This is a genomic window from Streptococcus sp. CL6.35, from assembly GCF_049737915.1.
Lineage (GTDB): Bacteria > Bacillota > Bacilli > Lactobacillales > Streptococcaceae > Streptococcus.
This window is the reverse complement of the sequence record NZ_JBKOTU010000007.1, coordinates 25,330-44,471: the sequence shown is the minus strand read 5'-3', so window position 1 is coordinate 44,471 and position 19,142 is coordinate 25,330. Positions and strand designations below refer to the sequence as shown.

Genomic DNA, 19,142 nt, shown 5'->3' with positions numbered 1-19,142 from the left:
CTCGAGCTGGTTTTTATTTTTCGATAATTTTGTGGGCAATCAACTGACGGTAACAAATCTGTTTATTGTTTTTGGCATCGTTAATAATCTGGAGAATGGTTTCAAAGGAAACGCGCCCGAGTTCTAAGCTATTGATATCCACATAGGCTGCCAAGTTCAGTTTAGGGTTGACCGAGTCAAAGCTGAGGACAGGGACATCCAGTTGGTGTTTTGCGATGTAATCACAGACCCCTGCAGCAAGAAGGCTATCAATAGTAATAATAGCATCAATATTTGGATCATGCTCGAAGAGAAGTTTACTAAAGCGATAACCATTATCTTCAAGAAATTCGGTCGCAAAGTAGGTCAGATTTGGATCAATAGGAAGTTGGTATCGTTTAAGAGCTAACTCATAACCCATTAGACGATCTTGTGTTACGAAAAGTTTTTTGGTTCCTCCGATGAAGGCAATTCGCTTGCATCCTTTTTTGATGAAATATTCTGTTGCATCAAAACCTGCCTGGACATTGTCATTATCGACGAGCGGAATGAAGGGAGATAGAGATTTACCTAAGATAAGGAAAGGAAATTGCTCATCTGCTACTAGCTTAACCAAAGGATCCTCTTCTTGGGCATAGAGGAAAATCAAACCATCTACACGCTTACCATAGACCATCTGGGAAATAGCTTTGAGCCGCTCTTTTGCATCTTTCCCCGTTGCAATCTGGATAGCATAGTGGTTCTCAGATGCCACTTGGGCGATCCCTCGTAGAACAGATGGGAAGAAAGGATTTTGGTAAAAGGCATCCGAGTCGTCAGGAAGCACCAGGCCGATAACTTGAGTATAGCTACTTACCAAGCTACGAGCATTGAGATTGGGGTGGTAGTTGAGCTCCTTCATCGCCTTGCGAACTCGTTTTTTGGTTTCATCACTAATCGTTGATTTGTTTTGAATAACGCGGGTAACAGTTGAAGGTGAGACACCTGCTGCCTTGGCCACGTCTTTAATCGTAACGGGCATAAAAATCTCCTATTTATGATAATCTGGATCACGGAAGTGTGTCTTGTAAAAAATGGTGACCAGATAAAGAACAAAAAGAATGTTTTGTACAGTGATAAGGGTTGCCATATTTTGGCCAAAAAGTCCCAAAATAAGCGTAATCAGAGTAGGTAATCCTAAACAGTTCAAGATAAAATGGTAGCACTCTTTAAAGGTTCTAAATGAAAAGAGGCGTGATTTCTTAGTGATATAAAGGAGAAGACTAGCTCCTAGAGAAACGATAAAGAAATTTAAACCAAAGAGGAAGCTAGCACCGAGAACTAGGAAGAGACTGATATAGACACGATTTTGTTGGTACCAGTCTTTAGAAATCGCTTGAGTCAAGCTGTCCTTGCTTTTGAAACTCTCAGTCTCAATAGCTCGGTAAGAAATGCGGGTCAGCTCCTTGCTTTCCTTGCTGATGACCAGTTCTTTTGTATCGAAATGCAGTTGCAAGTCTTTAGGTAATTCCTTGCTTTGGCTTGGACCAATCACAAGAGAAGGCGCTTGACTAGCTGTGCCTGTATAAGTTAAATTACCATCAACAATTGTAGCGTGTTCAGAGAGATCCTGGACAACTTCATCTGTCAGAGGTTCATAGACATTATCGATAAAGGTTTCTAGCGGATAAGTCTCCTGTGAGCTGTTTTGGATGGCAATGGGTACCATGGACAAGCTGATAAGGAAGATACTGGTAAAGAGCAGTTGAAACCAGTTGAGCCCGAAACGTTTGGACAGGGGCTTACGAAATCCCCAAATACTTGAAAAATAGGAAAATGGATATGGAAGCATAGGTATCTTTCTAAAAGGTGTTTTCTATATGAGTATTATTATATAGAGAAATGTGCTTTATTTCAAGTCTAGGGGATAAATTGCTTGTTGTTAGTATATATTTTGTAGCAATAAGAAAAGGGTGGCGGGGATATATTATCCCTTGTCGCCACCACTTGTAAGTCCTGAAACAAAGTTCTTTTGTAGGAAGAAGAAGAGAATACAGATTGGAAGGGCGATGAGGATAGCACCTGCTGAGAAGTAGGCAATCTTCAAGTTCTTCGCATTGTTGACGAAGGTTTGGAGACCAACGGCAACAGTAAAGTATTCTTTCTCACGAAGCAAGAAACTAGAGAGGATGTAGTCCCCGAAAGGTCCCATGAAGGCCCAGAGAGCTTGTACGGCAACCATTGGGCGAACAAGTGGAAGAACAATTTGCCAGAAGCGACGGAAGTGTCCTGCACCGTCTAGTTTTGCAGATTCGTCTAGAGACATTGGCACTGTATCGAAGTAGCCTTTCATGAGCCAAGCATTCATCGGGATACCACCACCAACGTATAGGAAGATGAGGAACCAGCTGTGGTTAAGGGCGTTCAACATAAGCGCCATAACGAAGAAGGCTGTCAAAGCGGCCATGGTTGGCACCATTTGGATAATCAAGAAGAAGACCAAACTTTGTTTACGAGCCAAGAAGTTGTAACGGCTGTAGGCATAACCAGCAAGTACGATGATACTTGTTTGAACCGCCATGGTAACCAAGGCGATGATCAAGGTATTGAGATACCAAGTACCGTATAGAGTTTCAGTAAAGAGTCCTTTAAAGTTATCAAAATTGAAGTCGATGTTAGTATCAAGTTTAAAGGCTGCGACGTTACCTGCTTTAAAGGCTGACATGATGGTAATCAACAGTGGATAGATAATCACGATTGATAGACCAATCAAGTAGAGGTAAGTAAGGGTTTGAGTCAGTCTACGTTTGAGTTTAATTGAGTTATTCATCTTAGACGTCCTCCATATCAAATGCGTGTAGTTTCTTGAATGCGATCATAGAGATTGAGATGACAATGATAGAGATAATCAAGGTAACAGCAGCCGCCATTGAGTATTGAGGAGATGTACCTGTTGTCAAACGGTAGATCCATGAGATCAAGATATCAGTTGAACCAGCTCCCCCTCCGACACTACCAGGACCTCCACCATTGAAGAGGTACATGATAGAGAAGTTGTTAAAGTTGAAGGTGTATTGGCTAATCAAAGTAGGTGCAGCAACAGCCAAGATCATTGGGAAAGTGATGTTGCGGAATTTTTGCCAAGCATTAGCACCGTCAATATAAGCTGCTTCGTAAAGGTCGTTAGGAATAGATTGCAAGATACCCAAGGTCAAAACGTAGATATATGGGAATCCAAGCCAACCTTGCATCATAATCAAGGCAATCTTAGTCCAAGTTGGGTCTGTTTTCCAAGGAATAAGAGCACCATCAAGGAAAGGAAGGAATTTAGCCAAGATTGGCAATACTTGAGTGTTGATAGCACCAACACTATCGTTAAACATGTTTGAGAATGTCAGGATAGTGATGAAGGCTGGGACAGCCCAAGGAAGAAGGAAAATAACACCGAAGATACGTTTTCCTTTGATAAATGGTTGGTTAGCAATGATAGCTGTGAAGATACCAATCACGATCTGTAAAGTTGAGGCAGATAAAGCCCAGATGATAGTCCAAGAAAGGACGGCACCAAAGGCAGAACGGAAGGTACTCAAGCTCCAAATGTTTGTAAAGTTGGTCAAACCAACCCAGTCCAACAATTTGTTTGGTGGCAAGTGTTGGAAGTCGTAGTTGGTAAAGGCGATCATCAAGGTTACGATAACTGGGAAGATAATCGCAAAAGTCATGGCAATGTAAGATGGAATGATTAAGAGGTAAGGGAAGCCATTTTCATAGATTCCTTTGACCATTTCTTTAAAGGTAAGTGCTACTGGTATGCCATTGTTAATGTGTTTGGCAGTTGTATGTGCGTCTTTGATATTTGCGAAATAAAAGAGTACATAAACAACTACAAAGATTAAATGGAAGGCACCACGAATCAGCATAAAGAGGGAATTGTCACGACCTGGTTTGTCACCAAGAGTGATGAGATTACTCAATTCAGGGGCTGCAAGTGCTAGGAAGTAGAGGAGAAATACAAGGGTTACACCAAGGAAGATAAAACCTTTTGCTTTTTGTTTATTGTAAATCTGTCCTAACCCAGGAATGATAGACAGCAGGGCTGCTTTACTAGGTTGTTGCTTTTCCATAATAACTCCTTTCATAGGATACTAGTTTCTAGTTAAAACCTAAACTATATATGTTTTCTATTGATAAATTCAAAGGGGGATTTGAATTCCACCCCCCTTGAACAAATTTTTTATTCACCAAATTTTTGTTTGATTGTTTCTTTGATCAATGTTACAGCGTCGTTAGCAGCTGTTTTCGCATCTTTCTTACCACTTACAGCATCAAAGAGCATAGTTTTCGCTGGATCCCAAACTGCAGACATTTGAGAGATATTTGGCATTGGTTGAGCGTTCTTGAACTGTTTGATAACAGCTGTTGTCAACTCATCATTTTTACCTTCAGCATATGTACGAGCTTCAGTGTTAGCTGGGATTTCGTTAGTTGTATCGTAGAAGGCTTTTTGTTCTTCAGTTGAAACAAGGAAGTCTACAAATTTTTGAGCGCCTTCAAGGTTCTTAGTGCTTGATGGGATAATCCAAGCTTTACCACCACCGAATGCAGCATATTCTTTTCCATTTGGAAGAGTTGGGATAGTTGCAACACCGTAGTTTACTTTAGCATCTTTAAAGGCTTGAGCTTTCCAAGGTCCGTCGATGATAGCAGCTGTTTTACCTTCTTGGAATTGAGTTTGGATTAAGTTGCCAGCACCTTCAGTATCTTGCATACCTTTAGGCCATTTTTCATACCAAGATTTAGCGTAGTTGATACCTGCGATAGAACCGTCGTTTGCAAGACCGATATCTTTAGCGTCTTTACCGTTTTGTCCGAATACGTAAGCACCGTTACCAGCAAGAAGTCCATATGCATAGTAGAAGTTTGTCCAGTCAGCTAGGAAAGCAGAAGTTTTTCCATCTTCTCCAGCGAAGGCATATTTGCTATCTTTAGCAAGGTTTTCTAAGTCAGCAAAAGTTTTTGGAGCTTCTTTTACCAAGTCTTTGTTGTAGTACATAACAAGTGACTCGATAACAGCAGGAGCACCGTAAACTTTACCATCAGCAGCTGTCACAAGAGATTTAGTTTTATCATCTGTTTTAGCACCGTCGCTCAATTTCACTTCTGAGAGTTGTCCGTCAGTACCAAGGCTACCTACACGGTCGTATGGAGCCATCATAACGTCAGCAGCTTGACCTGATTGGTTGTCAAGAGAAAGTTTGTCAAGCCCACCCATTTGGTCTCCTGTTTTGATGGTAACTTTTACGCCAGCTTCTTTTTCGTAAGCTTTTGCAGCTGATTCAGCAAAGGCTTTATATTGGTCTTCAACGTAGAAAGTGAGTTCTTTCGCTTCGGATGAACCAGAATCAGCAGGTTTATCAGCAGTTTTGCTTCCGCAAGCTACCAGAAGCAAGCTAGCAAGTGTAACAGTTCCAAGCACAGCAGCGCTCTTCATGAATTTAGATGACATAGTGTATTCCTCCTAAAGAATAACAAATTTTATAATGAGGAAACGCAAACGTTTTCCTTTATGGGACTAGTATAGCACAATCGGAAAGCGGTTGCAAGTGTTTTTTGTAAAAATTTTTTAAAAAATTTTTACAAAAAGTAAACGCTTCATCGTCATATAATAGTAGAAAATCCCAAAAATCCGTTTTGTTTTAAATTTAAAAAAAGTTGAGAAAACGATTGCCTAAGTTTCAAACAGAAAGCAGGGAGGATTCTCTCTTTATTTTTGCTTAATGAGATAAGTGAAACCCTTATTCCTATTTTGTTTGTTTCCTGAAAGAATATATATACGAGTAAGAAGAAAAAAATTTAAAAAAATAATCAAAAAAGTTATTTAAAACCGCTTGCATTTATCAAGAAAATGAGATATACTAATCATAGCGCAAACGTTTGCGCTCGTAAAAATGTAATATCTAACTATAAACACATGAGGTGCTTATTATGAAAAAACGTCAAAGTGGTGTGTTGATGCACATTTCTTCTCTTCCAGGAGCATACGGAATCGGATCATTTGGTAAAAGTGCTTACGACTTCGTTGATTTCTTGGTTCGCACAAAACAACGTTACTGGCAAATCCTTCCACTAGGAACAACTAGTTACGGAGATTCTCCTTACCAATCTTTCTCAGCCTTCGCAGGGAACACTCATTTTATCGATTTAGATATCTTGGTGGAACAAGGCTTGTTGCAAGCAAGTGACCTTGAAGGGGTTGACTTTGGTAGTGATGCGTCTGAAGTTGATTATGCGAAAATCTACTATGCACGTCGTCCTCTTTTAGAAAAAGCGGTAAAACGTTTCTTGGAAGTAGGAGATGTTAAGGATTTTGAGAAATTCGCTCAAGACAACCAATCATGGCTTGAACTCTTTGCAGAGTATATGGCTATCAAAGAGCATTTTGATAATCTTGCTTGGGCTGAATGGCCAGATGCAGATGCTCGTGCTCGTAAAGCTTCAGCACTTGAAAGCTACCGTGAGCAATTGGCAGACAAGTTGGTTTACCACCGTGTGACTCAATACTTCTTCTTCCAACAATGGTTGAAATTGAAAGCTTACGCTAACGACAACCACATCGAAATCGTTGGAGACATGCCAATCTACGTAGCGGAAGATTCAAGCGATATGTGGGCAAATCCACATCTCTTCAAGACAGATGTCAACGGTAAGGCGACTTGCATCGCAGGATGCCCACCAGATGAATTTTCTGCAACTGGTCAGCTTTGGGGTAACCCAATCTATGACTGGGAAGCAATGGACAAAGACGGCTACAAATGGTGGATTGAACGCTTGCGTGAAAGCTTCAAAATCTACGACATCGTTCGTATTGACCACTTCCGTGGCTTCGAATCTTACTGGGAAATCCCTGCTGGTTCTGATACAGCAGCACCTGGTGAGTGGGTGAAAGGTCCTGGCTACAAGCTTTTTGCAGCCGTTAAGGAAGAACTTGGTGAGCTAAACATCATCGCAGAAGACCTTGGTTTCATGACAGACGAAGTTATCGAATTACGTGAACGTACTGGCTTCCCAGGAATGAAGATTCTTCAATTTGCTTTCAACCCAGAAGATGAAAGTATCGATAGCCCACACTTAGCACCTGCTAACTCAGTTATGTACACAGGAACACACGATAACAATACGGTCCTTGGTTGGTACCGTAACGAGATCGATGATGCGACTCGTGAGTACATGGCGCGCTACACTAACCGTAAAGAATACGAAACAGTGCCACATGCTATGCTTCGTACAGTCTTTTCATCAGTTAGCTTCATGGCAATTGCAACTATGCAAGATTTGCTAGAATTAGATGAGGCAGCTCGTATGAACTTCCCATCTACCCTTGGTGGAAACTGGTCTTGGCGTATGACTGACGATCAATTGACACCAGCTGTCGAGGAAGGCTTGCTTGACTTGACAACAATCTATCGCCGAATCAATGAAAATTTGGTAGAATTAAAGAAATAATACAATATCAGGAGACACCTTAAACATGTTATCACTACAAGAATTTGTACAAAATCGTTACAATAAAACCATTGCAGAATGTAGCAATGAAGAGCTTTACCTGGCTCTTCTTAACTACAGCAAGCTTGCAAGTAGCAAAAAACCAGTTAACACTGGTAAGAAAAAAGTTTACTACATCTCAGCTGAGTTCTTGATTGGTAAACTTTTGTCAAACAACTTGATCAACCTTGGTCTTTACGACGATGTCAAAAAAGAACTTGCAGCTGCAGGTAAAGATTTGATCGAAGTTGAAGAAGTTGAATTGGAACCATCTCTTGGTAATGGTGGTTTGGGACGTTTGGCTGCCTGCTTTATCGACTCAATTGCTACTCTTGGTTTGAACGGTGACGGTGTTGGTCTTAACTACCACTTTGGTCTATTCCAACAAGTTCTTAAAAACAACCAACAAGAAACAATTCCAAATGCATGGTTGACAGAGCAAAACTGGTTGGTTCGCTCAAGCCGTAGCTACCAAGTGCCATTTGCTCACTTCACATTGACATCAACTCTTTACGATATCGATGTACCTGGTTACAAGACAGAAACTAAGAACCGCTTGCGTTTGTTTGACTTGGATTCAGTTGATTCTTCAATCATTAAAGATGGTATCAACTTTGACAAGACAGATATCGCTCGCAACTTGACTCTTTTCCTTTACCCAGATGATAGTGACCGTCAAGGTGAATTGCTCCGTATCTTCCAACAATACTTCATGGTTTCAAACGGTGCGCAATTGATCATCGACGAAGCAATCGAAAAAGGAAGCAACTTGCATGACCTTGCTGATTACGCAGTTGTACAAATCAACGATACTCACCCATCAATGGTCATCCCTGAATTGATCCGTCTTTTGACTGCTCGTGGTATCGATCTTGATGAAGCAATCTCAATCGTTCGTAGCATGACTGCCTACACTAACCACACAATCCTTGCTGAAGCCCTTGAAAAATGGCCTCTTGAATTCTTGCAAGAAGTGGTTCCTCACTTGGTACCAATCATCGAAGAATTGGACCGTCGTGTGAAAGCAGAAGTGAAAGATCCAGCTGTTCAAATTATTGACGAGAGTGGACGTGTTCACATGGCTCACATGGATATCCACTACGGATACAGTGTTAACGGAGTAGCAGCACTTCACACTGAAATCTTGAAGAACTCTGAGTTGAAAGCTTTCTACGACCTTTACCCAGAAAAATTCAACAACAAAACAAACGGTATCACTTTCCGTCGTTGGCTCATGCATGCTAACCCAAGCTTGTCTCACTACTTGGATGAGATTCTTGGAGAAGGTTGGCACCATGAAGCAGATGAGCTTGAAAAACTCTTGTCTTATGAAGACAAAGCAGCTGTCAAAGAAAAATTGGAAAGCATCAAGGCTCACAACAAACGTAAATTGGCTCGTCACTTGAAAGAACACCAAGGTGTGGAAATCAATCCAAACTCTATCTTTGATATCCAAATCAAACGTCTTCACGAGTACAAACGCCAACAAATGAACGCTTTGTACGTAATCCACAAATATCTTGACATCAAAGCTGGGAACATCCCTGCTCGCCCAATCACAATCTTCTTTGGTGGTAAAGCAGCTCCAGCCTACACAATTGCTCAAGACATCATCCACTTGATCCTTTGCATGTCAGAAGTTATTGCTAACGATCCAGCAGTAGCTCCACACTTGCAAGTAGTTATGGTTGAAAACTACAACGTTACTGCAGCAAGCTTCCTTATCCCAGCATGTGATATTTCAGAACAAATCTCACTTGCTTCTAAAGAAGCTTCAGGTACTGGTAACATGAAATTCATGTTGAACGGAGCTTTGACTCTTGGTACTATGGACGGAGCTAACGTGGAAATCGCTGAGTTGGTTGGCGACGAAAACATCTACATCTTTGGTGAAGATTCAGAAACTGTTATAGACCTTTACGCAAAAGCAGCTTACAAATCAAGTGAATTCTACGCTCGTAAAGCTATCAAACCATTGGTTGACTTCATCGTTAGCGATGCAGTTCTTGCAGCTGGAAACAAAGAGCGCTTGGAACGTCTTTACAATGAATTGATCAACAAAGACTGGTTCATGACTCTTCTTGACTTGGAAGACTACATCAAAGTGAAAGAGCAAATGCTTGCTGACTACGAAGACCGTGACGCATGGTTGGATAAAGTCATCGTTAACATTTCTAAAGCAGGATTCTTCTCATCTGACCGTACAATCGCTCAGTACAACGAAGATATCTGGCACTTGAACTAATACTCTTCGAAAATCAAATTCAAACCACGTCAGCGTTGCCTTGCCGTACTCAAGTACAGCCTGCGGCTAGCTTCCTAGTTTGCTCTTTGATTTTCATTGAGTATAAGATACAAATTCATACTAATACATTTTGTAAAAAAGCGAGTTTCGATTGAAATTCGCTTTTTTGAATGATGTGAATTTTGGTCAATCCTGTAAAAATAGAGAAATCATAGATACAGTAAAGGCTTAGAAATGCTGGTTTTTACTGTCTTCAGCCTTATATTTCTTCGTAGTTGATTACCTCATATTTCTTGTATTCGCTTACATAAAGTATTATAATATGATTGTAGGAAAGAAGGTGTTTTTATGTGGAAAGAATATTTTTCAAAATATAAATGGACGGATTTATTTTGGATTCTATTTGTTATTTTAACATGCCTCTTGGCGGGTAATAGTAATCTTTACCCCCTTACCCATCAAGAAATCTCTTATCATGGGTGCTTATTGGGAATTACACTTGCCTTATATCACTTACTATTTATTGATAAGTTTGTTATCTCGAATCGAAAATAAAGATTAGGGCTATGCTTAACTGTGTACTTTTAGGATTGATTTTGGAGGGAAGATTTTGTCTCTATTATTTATTATTTTAAATTTGTTTATCTTGTACAAGATTTATTCTTTGAGGCGGGAGAAATCGAAATACTTGATTTATACGGCCTATATCATATTTGGGGTAAATGTAATATATGGTATTCAATGGTTATTAAAAGAACTGGTTTCAACTATTTCCACTTAATATGTATGGAAACTATAACAAAACGCATAAGATTAAGGTTTTGACCACCTGTTCTTATGCGTTTTTGTAATATTGAAGATTTTCGGTAAGTTTTATACCTTTGGGAAGTCTAGTTTAGAATGCTCTCCCAACCATAATCTCTGCTTCGATGGTAATCTCTGTTAGTTGGCTCCAGTCAATCTTGCTCTGGTCGATGTGAAAGAGGAGAGGAGTCATGCTGAGTAGGGTTTGAAGCTGCTCTGCTGTGATAGTCTTAGTCAGAGAGGCAGTTTGGTTAGATAGGATGGTAAAGTGTTCTTGGAAATGATTTTTGATATCTTGGTTGGAATAGTCCTTGTTTGTCAGCTGGTCTTGTACCTTCTGACGAATTTCCTTGAGGTGATTTTCAGTTGGGATAACCTTTATCAAGATACCGTCTTTGGATAAAACGCGACGAAATTCTCCATAGTTGGCAGGTGAGAAGATATCAAGCAGGATATCCATGCTAGCGTCTTTTATAGGGAGACGAGCTAGGTCGCCAACGAACCAATTGACTGCCCAGTTGGGTTCGCTCTTGGCAGCGATTTGGACAGAATCTTTGGAAATATCAAAGGCATAGAAGGTTTTGTCAGGGTGATTTTCTTGAAGTTTACGAGAATAAAAGCCTTCGCCACAGCCAATATCTAAGACTGTGGTGCTAGTTTCTGAATTTGCTAACAAGTCAGATATAGTCTCTAAGATAGCCTGATAAAAGCCGGCTTCTAGGATTTGTTGACGGTTTTGAAAGTTTTCCTTGTCGTAGTTAGCAGATTGCTTGATTTGAGGTGCCAGATTGATATAGCCAAATTTAGCCAAGTCAAAAGAATGACGATTGCAGCATTTGAGACTGCTCTCTACCAGAGTCAGATTTTCTTGACAGATAGGACAGGCAAAGGCAGTCGCAGAAGCAAAACGCTGGAGTTTAGGTTTGAGATTTGTATTCATAGTTTAAGTGTATCAAAAGAGGCAAATGAAAGCAACCTTAGGAGTAAGTAGATGGGAGATTCAGTAGAAATAAAACTAATACTCTTCGAAAATCAAATTCAAACCACGTCAACGTCGCCTTGCCGTACTCAAGTACAGCCTGCGGCTAGTTTCCTAGTTTGCTCTTTGATTTTCATTGAGTATAATTCTCCAATTTATGAAATGACATTGCTTTTATATCTAAATTGCTATATAATAATGATAAGGAGGAAATAAGTATGTTAAAAGAAGTATTAAGCGTCGCAAAAGTTGCGAAAAAATCATCACTCTTTTTGGGTGGTGTCGCATTTGGTACCTTTGGTTTGAAAATCTTGGCAAGTAAGGAAGCTAAAAAAGGTTATTCTAAAGCTTTGGCTAAGGCTTATAAGTTAAAAGACGAGCTAGATGCATCTGTTTCTGTTGTGAAACAACATGGAGACGATGTCTTGCAAGATGCCAAATATTTGTACGAGCAAGAGAAAAAAGAAGAGCAATTAGATAGCCTTATAGGGGAATAATATGTCTTTTAAAGTGCTACATAGAGGATACCAACATATCCGACTATCATCTTCTTTTTCACTCACCTTGGATATTCAAGACTATCTTCGTTCCTTGGCGAGAGATGAAAAGGGGATTGAGTCCATCCAGTTTTACATGGATCAACAGCACTTTACTCTACGTATAAAAGAAGGCTTCTCTGTATTAGACAATGCAGAAGCCTTTTTAAAAAGAATTGATAAAGGGAAAGTTTCTGAGTTGATGACTCTTCCCATTCGTAGAGAAGAGAGTGCTTATTCTATTGTTTCAGGTGCAGCGATTAAGCGTATACTTTTTCGTAGTTTTGTGCCGTATCCTATTCGCTATATATGGACTTGTTATCAGGCTTTTGGCTATATTAGAGAAGCCTATCAAACACTAGCGCGTAAGGAACTAACGATGGAGGTCTTGGACTGTTCGGCGATTTTATTGTCCTTGTTTATGAACCAATCCAAGACAGCTAGCAATATCATGTTTATGCTTGATTTGGGGAATCATTTAGATCAGTGGTCCTTGAAAAAAACGGCAACAGATTTAGAACAAAGCCTTCTTGCAAAAGAGAGCGATGTATTTCTAGTACAGGGTGATATGGTCGTTAGTATCAAGAGTTCCGATGTTCAAATAGGAGATGTCTTGGTCCTATCTCAAGGAAATGAAATTCTGTTTGATGGACAAGTAGTTTCAGGTTTAGGTATGGTCAACGAAAGTTCCTTGACGGGAGAGAGTTTTCCAGTTGAAAAAAGAGAGTCTGATTTGGTTTGTGCAAATACAGTATTAGAAACTGGAGAATTACGCATTCGTGTAACCGATAATCAGATGAACAGCCGGATTTTACAACTGATTGAGTTGATGAAGAAATCTGAAGAAAATAAGAAAACGAAACAACGCTATTTCATCAAGATGGCGGATAAGGTCGTCAAATATAATTTCTTGGGGGCTGGTCTGACTTACCTATTAACAGGTTCTTTTTCTAAGGCTATTTCTTTCCTATTGGTCGATTTTTCCTGCGCTTTGAAAATCTCTACTCCTGTAGCTTATTTAACAGCTATCAAGGAGGGGTTGAATCGTGAAATGGTGATTAAGGATGGGGATGTTCTGGAGAAATATCTGGAAGTTGATACTTTCTTGTTTGATAAGACGGGAACAATCACAACTAGTTATCCTATAGTTGAAAAGGTGTTACCTTTTGGGGACTATAGTGAGGAAGATATTCTCAGAATCAGTGCCTGTCTTGAGGAACACATTTATCATCCTATTGCTAATGCCATTGTCAAGCAAGCTGAGATAGAGGGGATTGAACATGAGGAAATGCATGGGAAACTCCAATATATCGCAAGCAAGGGGATCAAATCTCATATAGATGGGCAACCAGTTCTTATTGGGAATTATGTTTTGATGCAGGATGAGCAAATTCATATCAGTTCAGAACAAAATGCTTTAATTGAAGAGTACAAGAGTCACTACAATCTCTTATTCTTGGCTTATCAGAATGAATTGATTGGAATGTTCTGCATTCATACTCCTTTGAGAAAAGAAGCAAAAGCAGCCTTGGAGAAACTTAAGGCACAAGGGAAAAAATTGATTCTGGCAACAGGGGACACCCTGGTTAGGACAGAGGAATTAGTTAAAGATTTGCCCTTTGATCAGGTCTATACAGACTTGAAACCTGATGGGAAATTTGAGTTAGTAGAGGAACTGCAGAAAGCAGGTCACACTATTTTGATGGTTGGAGATGGATTGAATGACTCAGCGGCTCTAACCCTATCAGATATCGGTGTGGTGATGAATGAGAGTGCAGACATTTCTAAGCAGATGAGCGATATCTTATTGTTAGATAATCGCTTGGATTTCTTCCAAGAGTTGGATTGGCTATCATCATCTTTGCAAACACTCATCAAGAAGAATATTCAAGATACCGTTGTCGTAAATAGTAGTTTGATTGGCTTTGGCTTGTTTAATTGGCTCAGTCCTTCAAATCTCTCTATCTTACATAATCTAACAACCTTACGTATTGTACTGCGTAGCCTGTCTATTAAGGGATAGGTGGGGACTATTAACAGCAAAAAGGAGTTACCTTTCTCGAGGTTAACTCCTTTTTTATAGGTAAATGTTGAACAGTTTAGTAAGTCAATACAAAGTATTTTTTCTTACCGCGACGGATAACAGTCAGTTCGTTCTCAAGCTTATCTGCGTCACTTAAGACATAGTCAAGGTCTTGGATGCGGTCACCGTTTACGTAGATAGCTCCGTTTTGGACATCTTCACGGGCTTGGCGTTTTGAGTTAACTACACCAGATGAGACGAGTAGTTCCACAATATTGTGGTTTTCGTCTGCTTGTACTTGGTAGTTTGGTACACCACTAAGTCCTTGTTTGAGCTCTTTAACAGAAAGATTCTTGATGTTTCCTGCAAAGAGTTGCTCAGTGATGTTGAGGGCTTCTTTGTAAGCTTCTTCGCCGTGAACAAGTGTTACGACTTCACGAGCCAAGACTTTTTGAGCCAAGCGTTCGTGTGGAGCTGCTTCAAACTGCTTGCGGATATCTTCAATCTCATCAAGTGACAAGAAAGTAAAGATTTTCAAGAAGCGAACAGCGTCAGCGTCCATAACGTTCATCCAGAATTGGTACATTTCGTATGGGGAAGTCTTTTCAGGATTGAGCCAGACTGCGTTTCCTTCTGATTTACCAAATTTCTTACCAGTTGCATCTGTGATCAATGGAACAGTGATAACGTGGCCAGTCTTGTCAGCCTTACGACGAAGCAATTCGGTACCAGCTGTCATATTTCCCCACTGGTCAGAACCACCGATTTGAAGGGTAACGTTGTAGTCTTGGTTAAGGACGAAGAAATCGTAACCTTGCATGATTTGGTAGGCAAACTCAGTGTAAGAAATCCCTGTTTCAATCCGTTTTTTCACAGACTCCTTGCTCATCATGTAGTTGACAGTGAAGTATTTTCCGATATCACGGAGGAAGTCAATGAAGCTGATGCTGCCAAACCAGTCGTAGTTGTTGACCATGACAGCCTTGTTTTCGCCATTTTCAAAGTCAAGAAAACGAGAAAGTTGTCCTTGGATAGACTTGACCCAGCCATCTACTGTGTCTTTTGTTTGGAGACTACGTTCAGCATCTTTGAAGGACGGATCTCCAATGAGACCTGTAGCACCGCCAACGAGCGCATAAGGTTTGTGACCTGCTAGTTGCAAGCGACGACTTGTCAAGATTGCGACAAGATGGCCTAGGTGAAGGCTGTCAGCAGTTGGATCGTAGCCAGTATAATAAGAAACTTGACCTTCTTCTAGGGCTCTACGCAAAGCTTCTTCATCAGTCGTTTGAAAAATCAAACCACGCTCTTTTAGCTCATCAAAAATGTGCATGTGTCTTTTCTCCTTTTTAAAAATATTGTTTCTACCTATTGTATCACAAACTTGGGCAATAGCCTAGTAGAATAGGGAAGAAAGTGGCTATTTTATTGAAAGTTTACCTTTTATGGTATAATAGTTACAGTGAGGAAATCCATGCAAAATCAATTAAATGAATTAAAACAAAAAATGCTGGAATTTTTCCAGCTAGTAAAATCAAAAATAAATCATAAAAAATCAGAGAAAGTCTCAGAAGAGAAGCAGTCGGATGGGACAGGTGGGAAAGTTCTGGCTATCCTAGGTAGCATTTTAGTTGTTATCAAGGGAATTTTGAATACTCTCTTTATTCTAGGCTTTATCGGTGGGCTTTTTGGTGCTGGTGTAGCTCTTGGTTATGGAGTTGCTTTGTTTGACAAGGCCAAGGTTCCCCAATCGGAGGACTTGGTCAAGCAGGTTAAAAATATTTCTTCCATCTCAGAAATTGTTTACGCAGATGGGAGTGTCATTGCTTCTATCGAGAGTGATTTACTGAGAACTTCTGTCTCATCTGAGGAAATATCGGACAATCTCAAAAAGGCTATCGTTGCAACTGAGGACGAACATTTTCTTGAACATAAGGGGGTTGTGCCAAAAGCTGTGATTCGGGCGACTTTGGGAACCTTTGCAGGTTTGGGCTCATCTAGCGGGGGCTCGACCTTGACCCAACAGTTAATCAAACAACAAGTGGTTGGAGATGCTCCGACTTTGGCTCGTAAGGCTACAGAAATTGTTGATGCCCTTGCCTTGGAACGCAGCATGAGTAAGGATGAAATCTTGACTGCTTATCTCAATGTTGCTCCCTTTGGTCGAAATCATAAAGGGCAGAATATTGCAGGTGCCCAGCAAGCTGCTGAAGGGATTTTCGGTATCGATGCCAACAAGCTGAGTATTCCCCAAGCTGCCTTCCTAGCAGGTTTGCCACAGAGTCCGATTACTTATTCCCCTTATGAAAATACTGGAGAGTTAAAGAGTGATGAAGACTTAGAACTTGGTTTGAAGCGGGCCAAGGATGTTCTCTACAACATGTACCGTACGGGTGCTCTGACTCAGGAAGAATACGACCAGTACAAGGATTATAATCTCAAACAAGATTTCTTGCCATCAGGAACTGTCAATGCTGTTTCGAGAGATTATCTCTACTTTACAGCTATGTCTGAAGCGACAGACCGTATGTATGATTATTTAGTTCAGCAGGACAATGTTTCTAGCCAAGAGTTGAAAAAGGAAGCGATTCAAAAGGCCTATCATGAGCGAGCTGAGCAGGAACTAAGTAACGGTGGCTATAAAATCACGACAACAATCAATAAAAAAATCCATACTGCCATGCAAAATGCAGTTGCTAACTACGGTCGTTTGGTAGATGATTCGACTGGGCAGCCTGAAGTAGGGAATGTTTTGATGGACAATAAAACGGGGGCTGTTCTAGGTTTTGTTGGTGGTCGTAATTACCAGACTAACCAAAACAATCACGCCTTCGACACCAAGCGTTCGCCAGCCTCTACAACCAAGCCTTTATTGGCCTACGGTATTGCCATTGACCAAGGTTTGATGGGAAGCGCTAGTATCTTGTCTAATTATCCGACAAAATTCTCTAATGGAAATCCTATTATGTATGTAAATAGTCCAGGTACAGGCATGATGACCCTAGGTGAAGCCTTGAACTATTCGTGGAATATCCCAGCCTATTGGACCTATCGTATGCTTCGTGAGAAGGGTGTTGATGTCAAGGGCTACATGGAGAAAATGGGTTACGAGATTCCGGAGTACGGTATCGAAAGTCTGCCTATGGGCGGCGGTATTGAAGTCACAGTCGCCCAGCATACCAATGGTTATCAAACAATTGCCAATAATGGTGTCTACCATCAGAAACATGTGATTTCTAAGATTGAATCATCTGATGGTAGAGTAATCTATGAATTTCAAGACAAGCCAGTTCAAGTGTACTCGAAGGCAACGGCAACAATTATGCAGAGTTTGCTTCGTGAGGTGATTTCATCTCGAATCACTTCAAGTTTCCAAACGGATTTGGCTTCTATCAATTCAAGCTTAGCTCGTGCAGACTGGATTGGTAAGACCGGTACAACCAATGAAGATGAAAATATGTGGCTCATGCTGTCAACACCAAGATTGACTCTAGGTGGTTGGCTAGGGCATGATGACAACCGCCCAATGGCTAAGGGGGCTGGACATTATCGAAATGCCAAATATATGGCTTACTTGGTCAATGCTATCCAACAGGCTGAGCCTGGTGTTTGGGGCAATGAACGCTTTAATCTTGATCCTAGTGTGACCCAATCTCAGGTCCTCAGATCTACAGGACAGAAGCCAGGCAAAGTATCCGTTAATGGAAAAACAGTGGATCTTTCAGGGGCTACTGTAACGAGCTATTGGGCTAATAAGGCGGGAGCTCCTACGACTAGCTATCACTTTGCTATTGGAGGAAGTGAAGCAGATTATCAAAATGCTTGGTCAAGTATTATTGGTAGTTTCTCATCTACGCCAAGTTCAAGTAGTAGTTCTAGCAGTACATCAAGTTCATCATCTACACAACCAAATAGTAGAAGGTAGGAAAGTGGCATTGATTGCCACTTTTTTCTTTTTTCCTTTCGTGTTACAATAAAGGTATGAATCAGTATCAGAAAAAGATTGTTAAAGGAACTATTTATTCGCTCCTATCTGGCTTAATCTGGGGAATCTGTGGAATTTTAGGAGAATATTTCTTTACTCATTATCAAGTGTCCTCTGGCTGGATTACCTCTATGCGTTTGACACTGGCAGGGAGTCTTGTACTCATTTGGTCTGCAGTGCAATTAAAATCGCAAGTGCTAGATATTTGGCGAGATAAGAAAAATTACCTGCCCTTTTTAGCCTATGCTATTTTGGGGATTTTTTCAGTCCAGTATTTTTTCTACCTCTGCGTAGAATATTCTAATGCAGCGACAGCGACTATTTTACAGTTTATAAGTCCTGTCTTTATCCTCTTTTACAATCGCTTGATTTATCAAAAACGAGCGTCAAAAAGTGCTATTTTCTATGTTTTGATTGCCATGCTGGGCGTGTGCTTGATGGCGACAAAAGGCGATCTCTCTCAGTTATCTATGACGCCACTAGCCCTTATAACAGGTCTGTTGAGTGCCATGGGTGTTATGTTTAATGTTATCTTACCTCAACCTTTTGCTAAGCGCTATGGTTTTGTCCCGACGGTTGGGTGGGGGATGATTTTGGCCGGTTTATTTAGCAATGTCCTTTCGCCGGTTTACAAGCTCTCCTTTACTCCTGATATTTGGAGTATCTTGATTTGCCTCATTATCGCTTTCTTTGGAACGGCTTTTGCTTTTTTTATTTCCATGAAGGCTGTGTCCTTGGTTTCTCCTTTGGTGGTTTCCGTTATTAGTGCCAGTGAACCTCTCTCTTCTGCCCTTTTGAGTGTTTTATTTTTAGGTTTAGTAGTGGATTGGTCCCTTCTTCTAGCTATGGCCTTGATTATTTTACCTATGATTTTCCTATCGATAGAAGAAGCGAAAGAAAGTAAATAAAAAGTCTTTTCTTAATTCTAAAAGTGTGCTATACTAGAATAGTCAATAAAACACGGGGAGATAGTTGTGAAGAGTGTTTTTAGGTTGTATCGGTAGGGGCTTGCTTTTACCGACAGCACGTTTTATCTCACATCCCTAAAAATCATACCTAAAAACAAACAA

At 40.5% G+C, this 19,142-nt stretch carries 14 protein-coding genes; 7 read left to right on the top strand and 7 right to left on the bottom strand.

Going from position 1 to position 19,142, the window contains the following annotated elements:
- Positions 1 to 13: 13 nt before the first annotated feature.
- The 5 genes from ACLNCP_RS08660 to ACLNCP_RS08640 form a co-directional block, all read right to left on the bottom strand.
- Complete coding sequence (locus ACLNCP_RS08660; RefSeq protein WP_424844325.1) at positions 14 to 1,000, bottom strand: LacI family DNA-binding transcriptional regulator; 987 nt, start codon at positions 998 to 1,000, stop codon at positions 14 to 16.
- Positions 1,001 to 1,009: 9 nt separating this feature from the next.
- A complete protein-coding gene (locus tag ACLNCP_RS08655) occupies positions 1,010 to 1,810 on the bottom strand; it encodes a DUF1189 domain-containing protein (RefSeq protein WP_261126237.1) in 801 nt (266 codons plus the stop codon).
- Between the two features lie 135 nt (positions 1,811 to 1,945).
- Positions 1,946 to 2,788, bottom strand: a complete 843-nt coding sequence (locus tag ACLNCP_RS08650) for a sugar ABC transporter permease (protein WP_001065642.1) — start codon at positions 2,786 to 2,788, stop codon at positions 1,946 to 1,948.
- A gap of 1 nt (position 2,789) precedes the next feature.
- Positions 2,790 to 4,082 (bottom strand): ABC transporter permease subunit, encoded by a 1,293-nt coding sequence (locus tag ACLNCP_RS08645; protein ID WP_424844324.1) that lies wholly within the window; start codon positions 4,080 to 4,082, stop codon positions 2,790 to 2,792.
- A 110-nt stretch (positions 4,083 to 4,192) separates the two neighbouring features.
- Positions 4,193 to 5,464, bottom strand: coding sequence for an extracellular solute-binding protein (locus ACLNCP_RS08640; RefSeq protein ID WP_004259122.1), 1,272 nt, complete (start codon positions 5,462 to 5,464; stop codon positions 4,193 to 4,195).
- A gap of 479 nt (positions 5,465 to 5,943) precedes the next feature.
- Here ACLNCP_RS08640 and malQ point away from each other — a divergent pair, with 479 nt between their 5' ends.
- The 3 genes from malQ (at position 5,944) to ACLNCP_RS08625 (ending at position 10,300) form a co-directional block, all read left to right on the top strand.
- Positions 5,944 to 7,461 (top strand): 4-alpha-glucanotransferase, encoded by a 1,518-nt coding sequence (malQ, locus tag ACLNCP_RS08635; protein ID WP_269789376.1) that lies wholly within the window; start codon positions 5,944 to 5,946, stop codon positions 7,459 to 7,461.
- A gap of 25 nt (positions 7,462 to 7,486) precedes the next feature.
- Positions 7,487 to 9,745 (top strand): glycogen/starch/alpha-glucan family phosphorylase, encoded by a 2,259-nt coding sequence (gene glgP / locus ACLNCP_RS08630; protein WP_424844323.1) that lies wholly within the window; start codon positions 7,487 to 7,489, stop codon positions 9,743 to 9,745.
- A gap of 348 nt (positions 9,746 to 10,093) precedes the next feature.
- Positions 10,094 to 10,300, top strand: coding sequence for a hypothetical protein (locus ACLNCP_RS08625; RefSeq protein ID WP_424844322.1), 207 nt, complete (start codon positions 10,094 to 10,096; stop codon positions 10,298 to 10,300).
- Between the two features lie 340 nt (positions 10,301 to 10,640).
- Here ACLNCP_RS08625 and ACLNCP_RS08620 read toward each other — a convergent pair whose 3' ends face one another.
- Complete coding sequence (locus tag ACLNCP_RS08620) at positions 10,641 to 11,489, bottom strand: putative RNA methyltransferase (protein ID WP_424844321.1); 849 nt, start codon at positions 11,487 to 11,489, stop codon at positions 10,641 to 10,643.
- Between the two features lie 257 nt (positions 11,490 to 11,746).
- Between ACLNCP_RS08620 and ACLNCP_RS08615 the strand changes: the two genes are divergently transcribed.
- The gene (locus ACLNCP_RS08615) at positions 11,747 to 12,025 is read left to right on the top strand and encodes a DUF6110 family protein (RefSeq protein ID WP_261087612.1); all 279 of its coding nucleotides are present in this window, start codon (positions 11,747 to 11,749) and stop codon (positions 12,023 to 12,025) included.
- A 1-nt stretch (position 12,026) separates the two neighbouring features.
- Entirely contained in the window at positions 12,027 to 14,087 is a 2,061-nt protein-coding gene (locus ACLNCP_RS08610; RefSeq protein WP_424844320.1) for a heavy metal translocating P-type ATPase, read from the top strand.
- 76 nt (positions 14,088 to 14,163) lie between these two features.
- On the opposite strand, the gene tyrS is transcribed toward ACLNCP_RS08610, so the two are convergent.
- Positions 14,164 to 15,420, bottom strand: a complete 1,257-nt coding sequence (gene tyrS / locus ACLNCP_RS08605; protein WP_424844319.1) for a tyrosine--tRNA ligase — start codon at positions 15,418 to 15,420, stop codon at positions 14,164 to 14,166.
- Positions 15,421 to 15,561: 141 nt separating this feature from the next.
- Here tyrS and pbp1b point away from each other — a divergent pair, with 141 nt between their 5' ends.
- Together pbp1b and ACLNCP_RS08595 are read left to right on the top strand one after the other, a co-directional pair.
- The gene (pbp1b, locus tag ACLNCP_RS08600; protein ID WP_424844318.1) at positions 15,562 to 18,012 is read left to right on the top strand and encodes a penicillin-binding protein PBP1B; all 2,451 of its coding nucleotides are present in this window, start codon (positions 15,562 to 15,564) and stop codon (positions 18,010 to 18,012) included.
- A 56-nt stretch (positions 18,013 to 18,068) separates the two neighbouring features.
- Positions 18,069 to 18,980: a DMT family transporter gene (locus ACLNCP_RS08595; RefSeq protein ID WP_049502283.1), complete on the top strand. Its 912-nt coding sequence runs from the start codon at positions 18,069 to 18,071 to the stop codon at positions 18,978 to 18,980.
- The last annotated feature ends 162 nt before the right edge of the window (positions 18,981 to 19,142 follow it).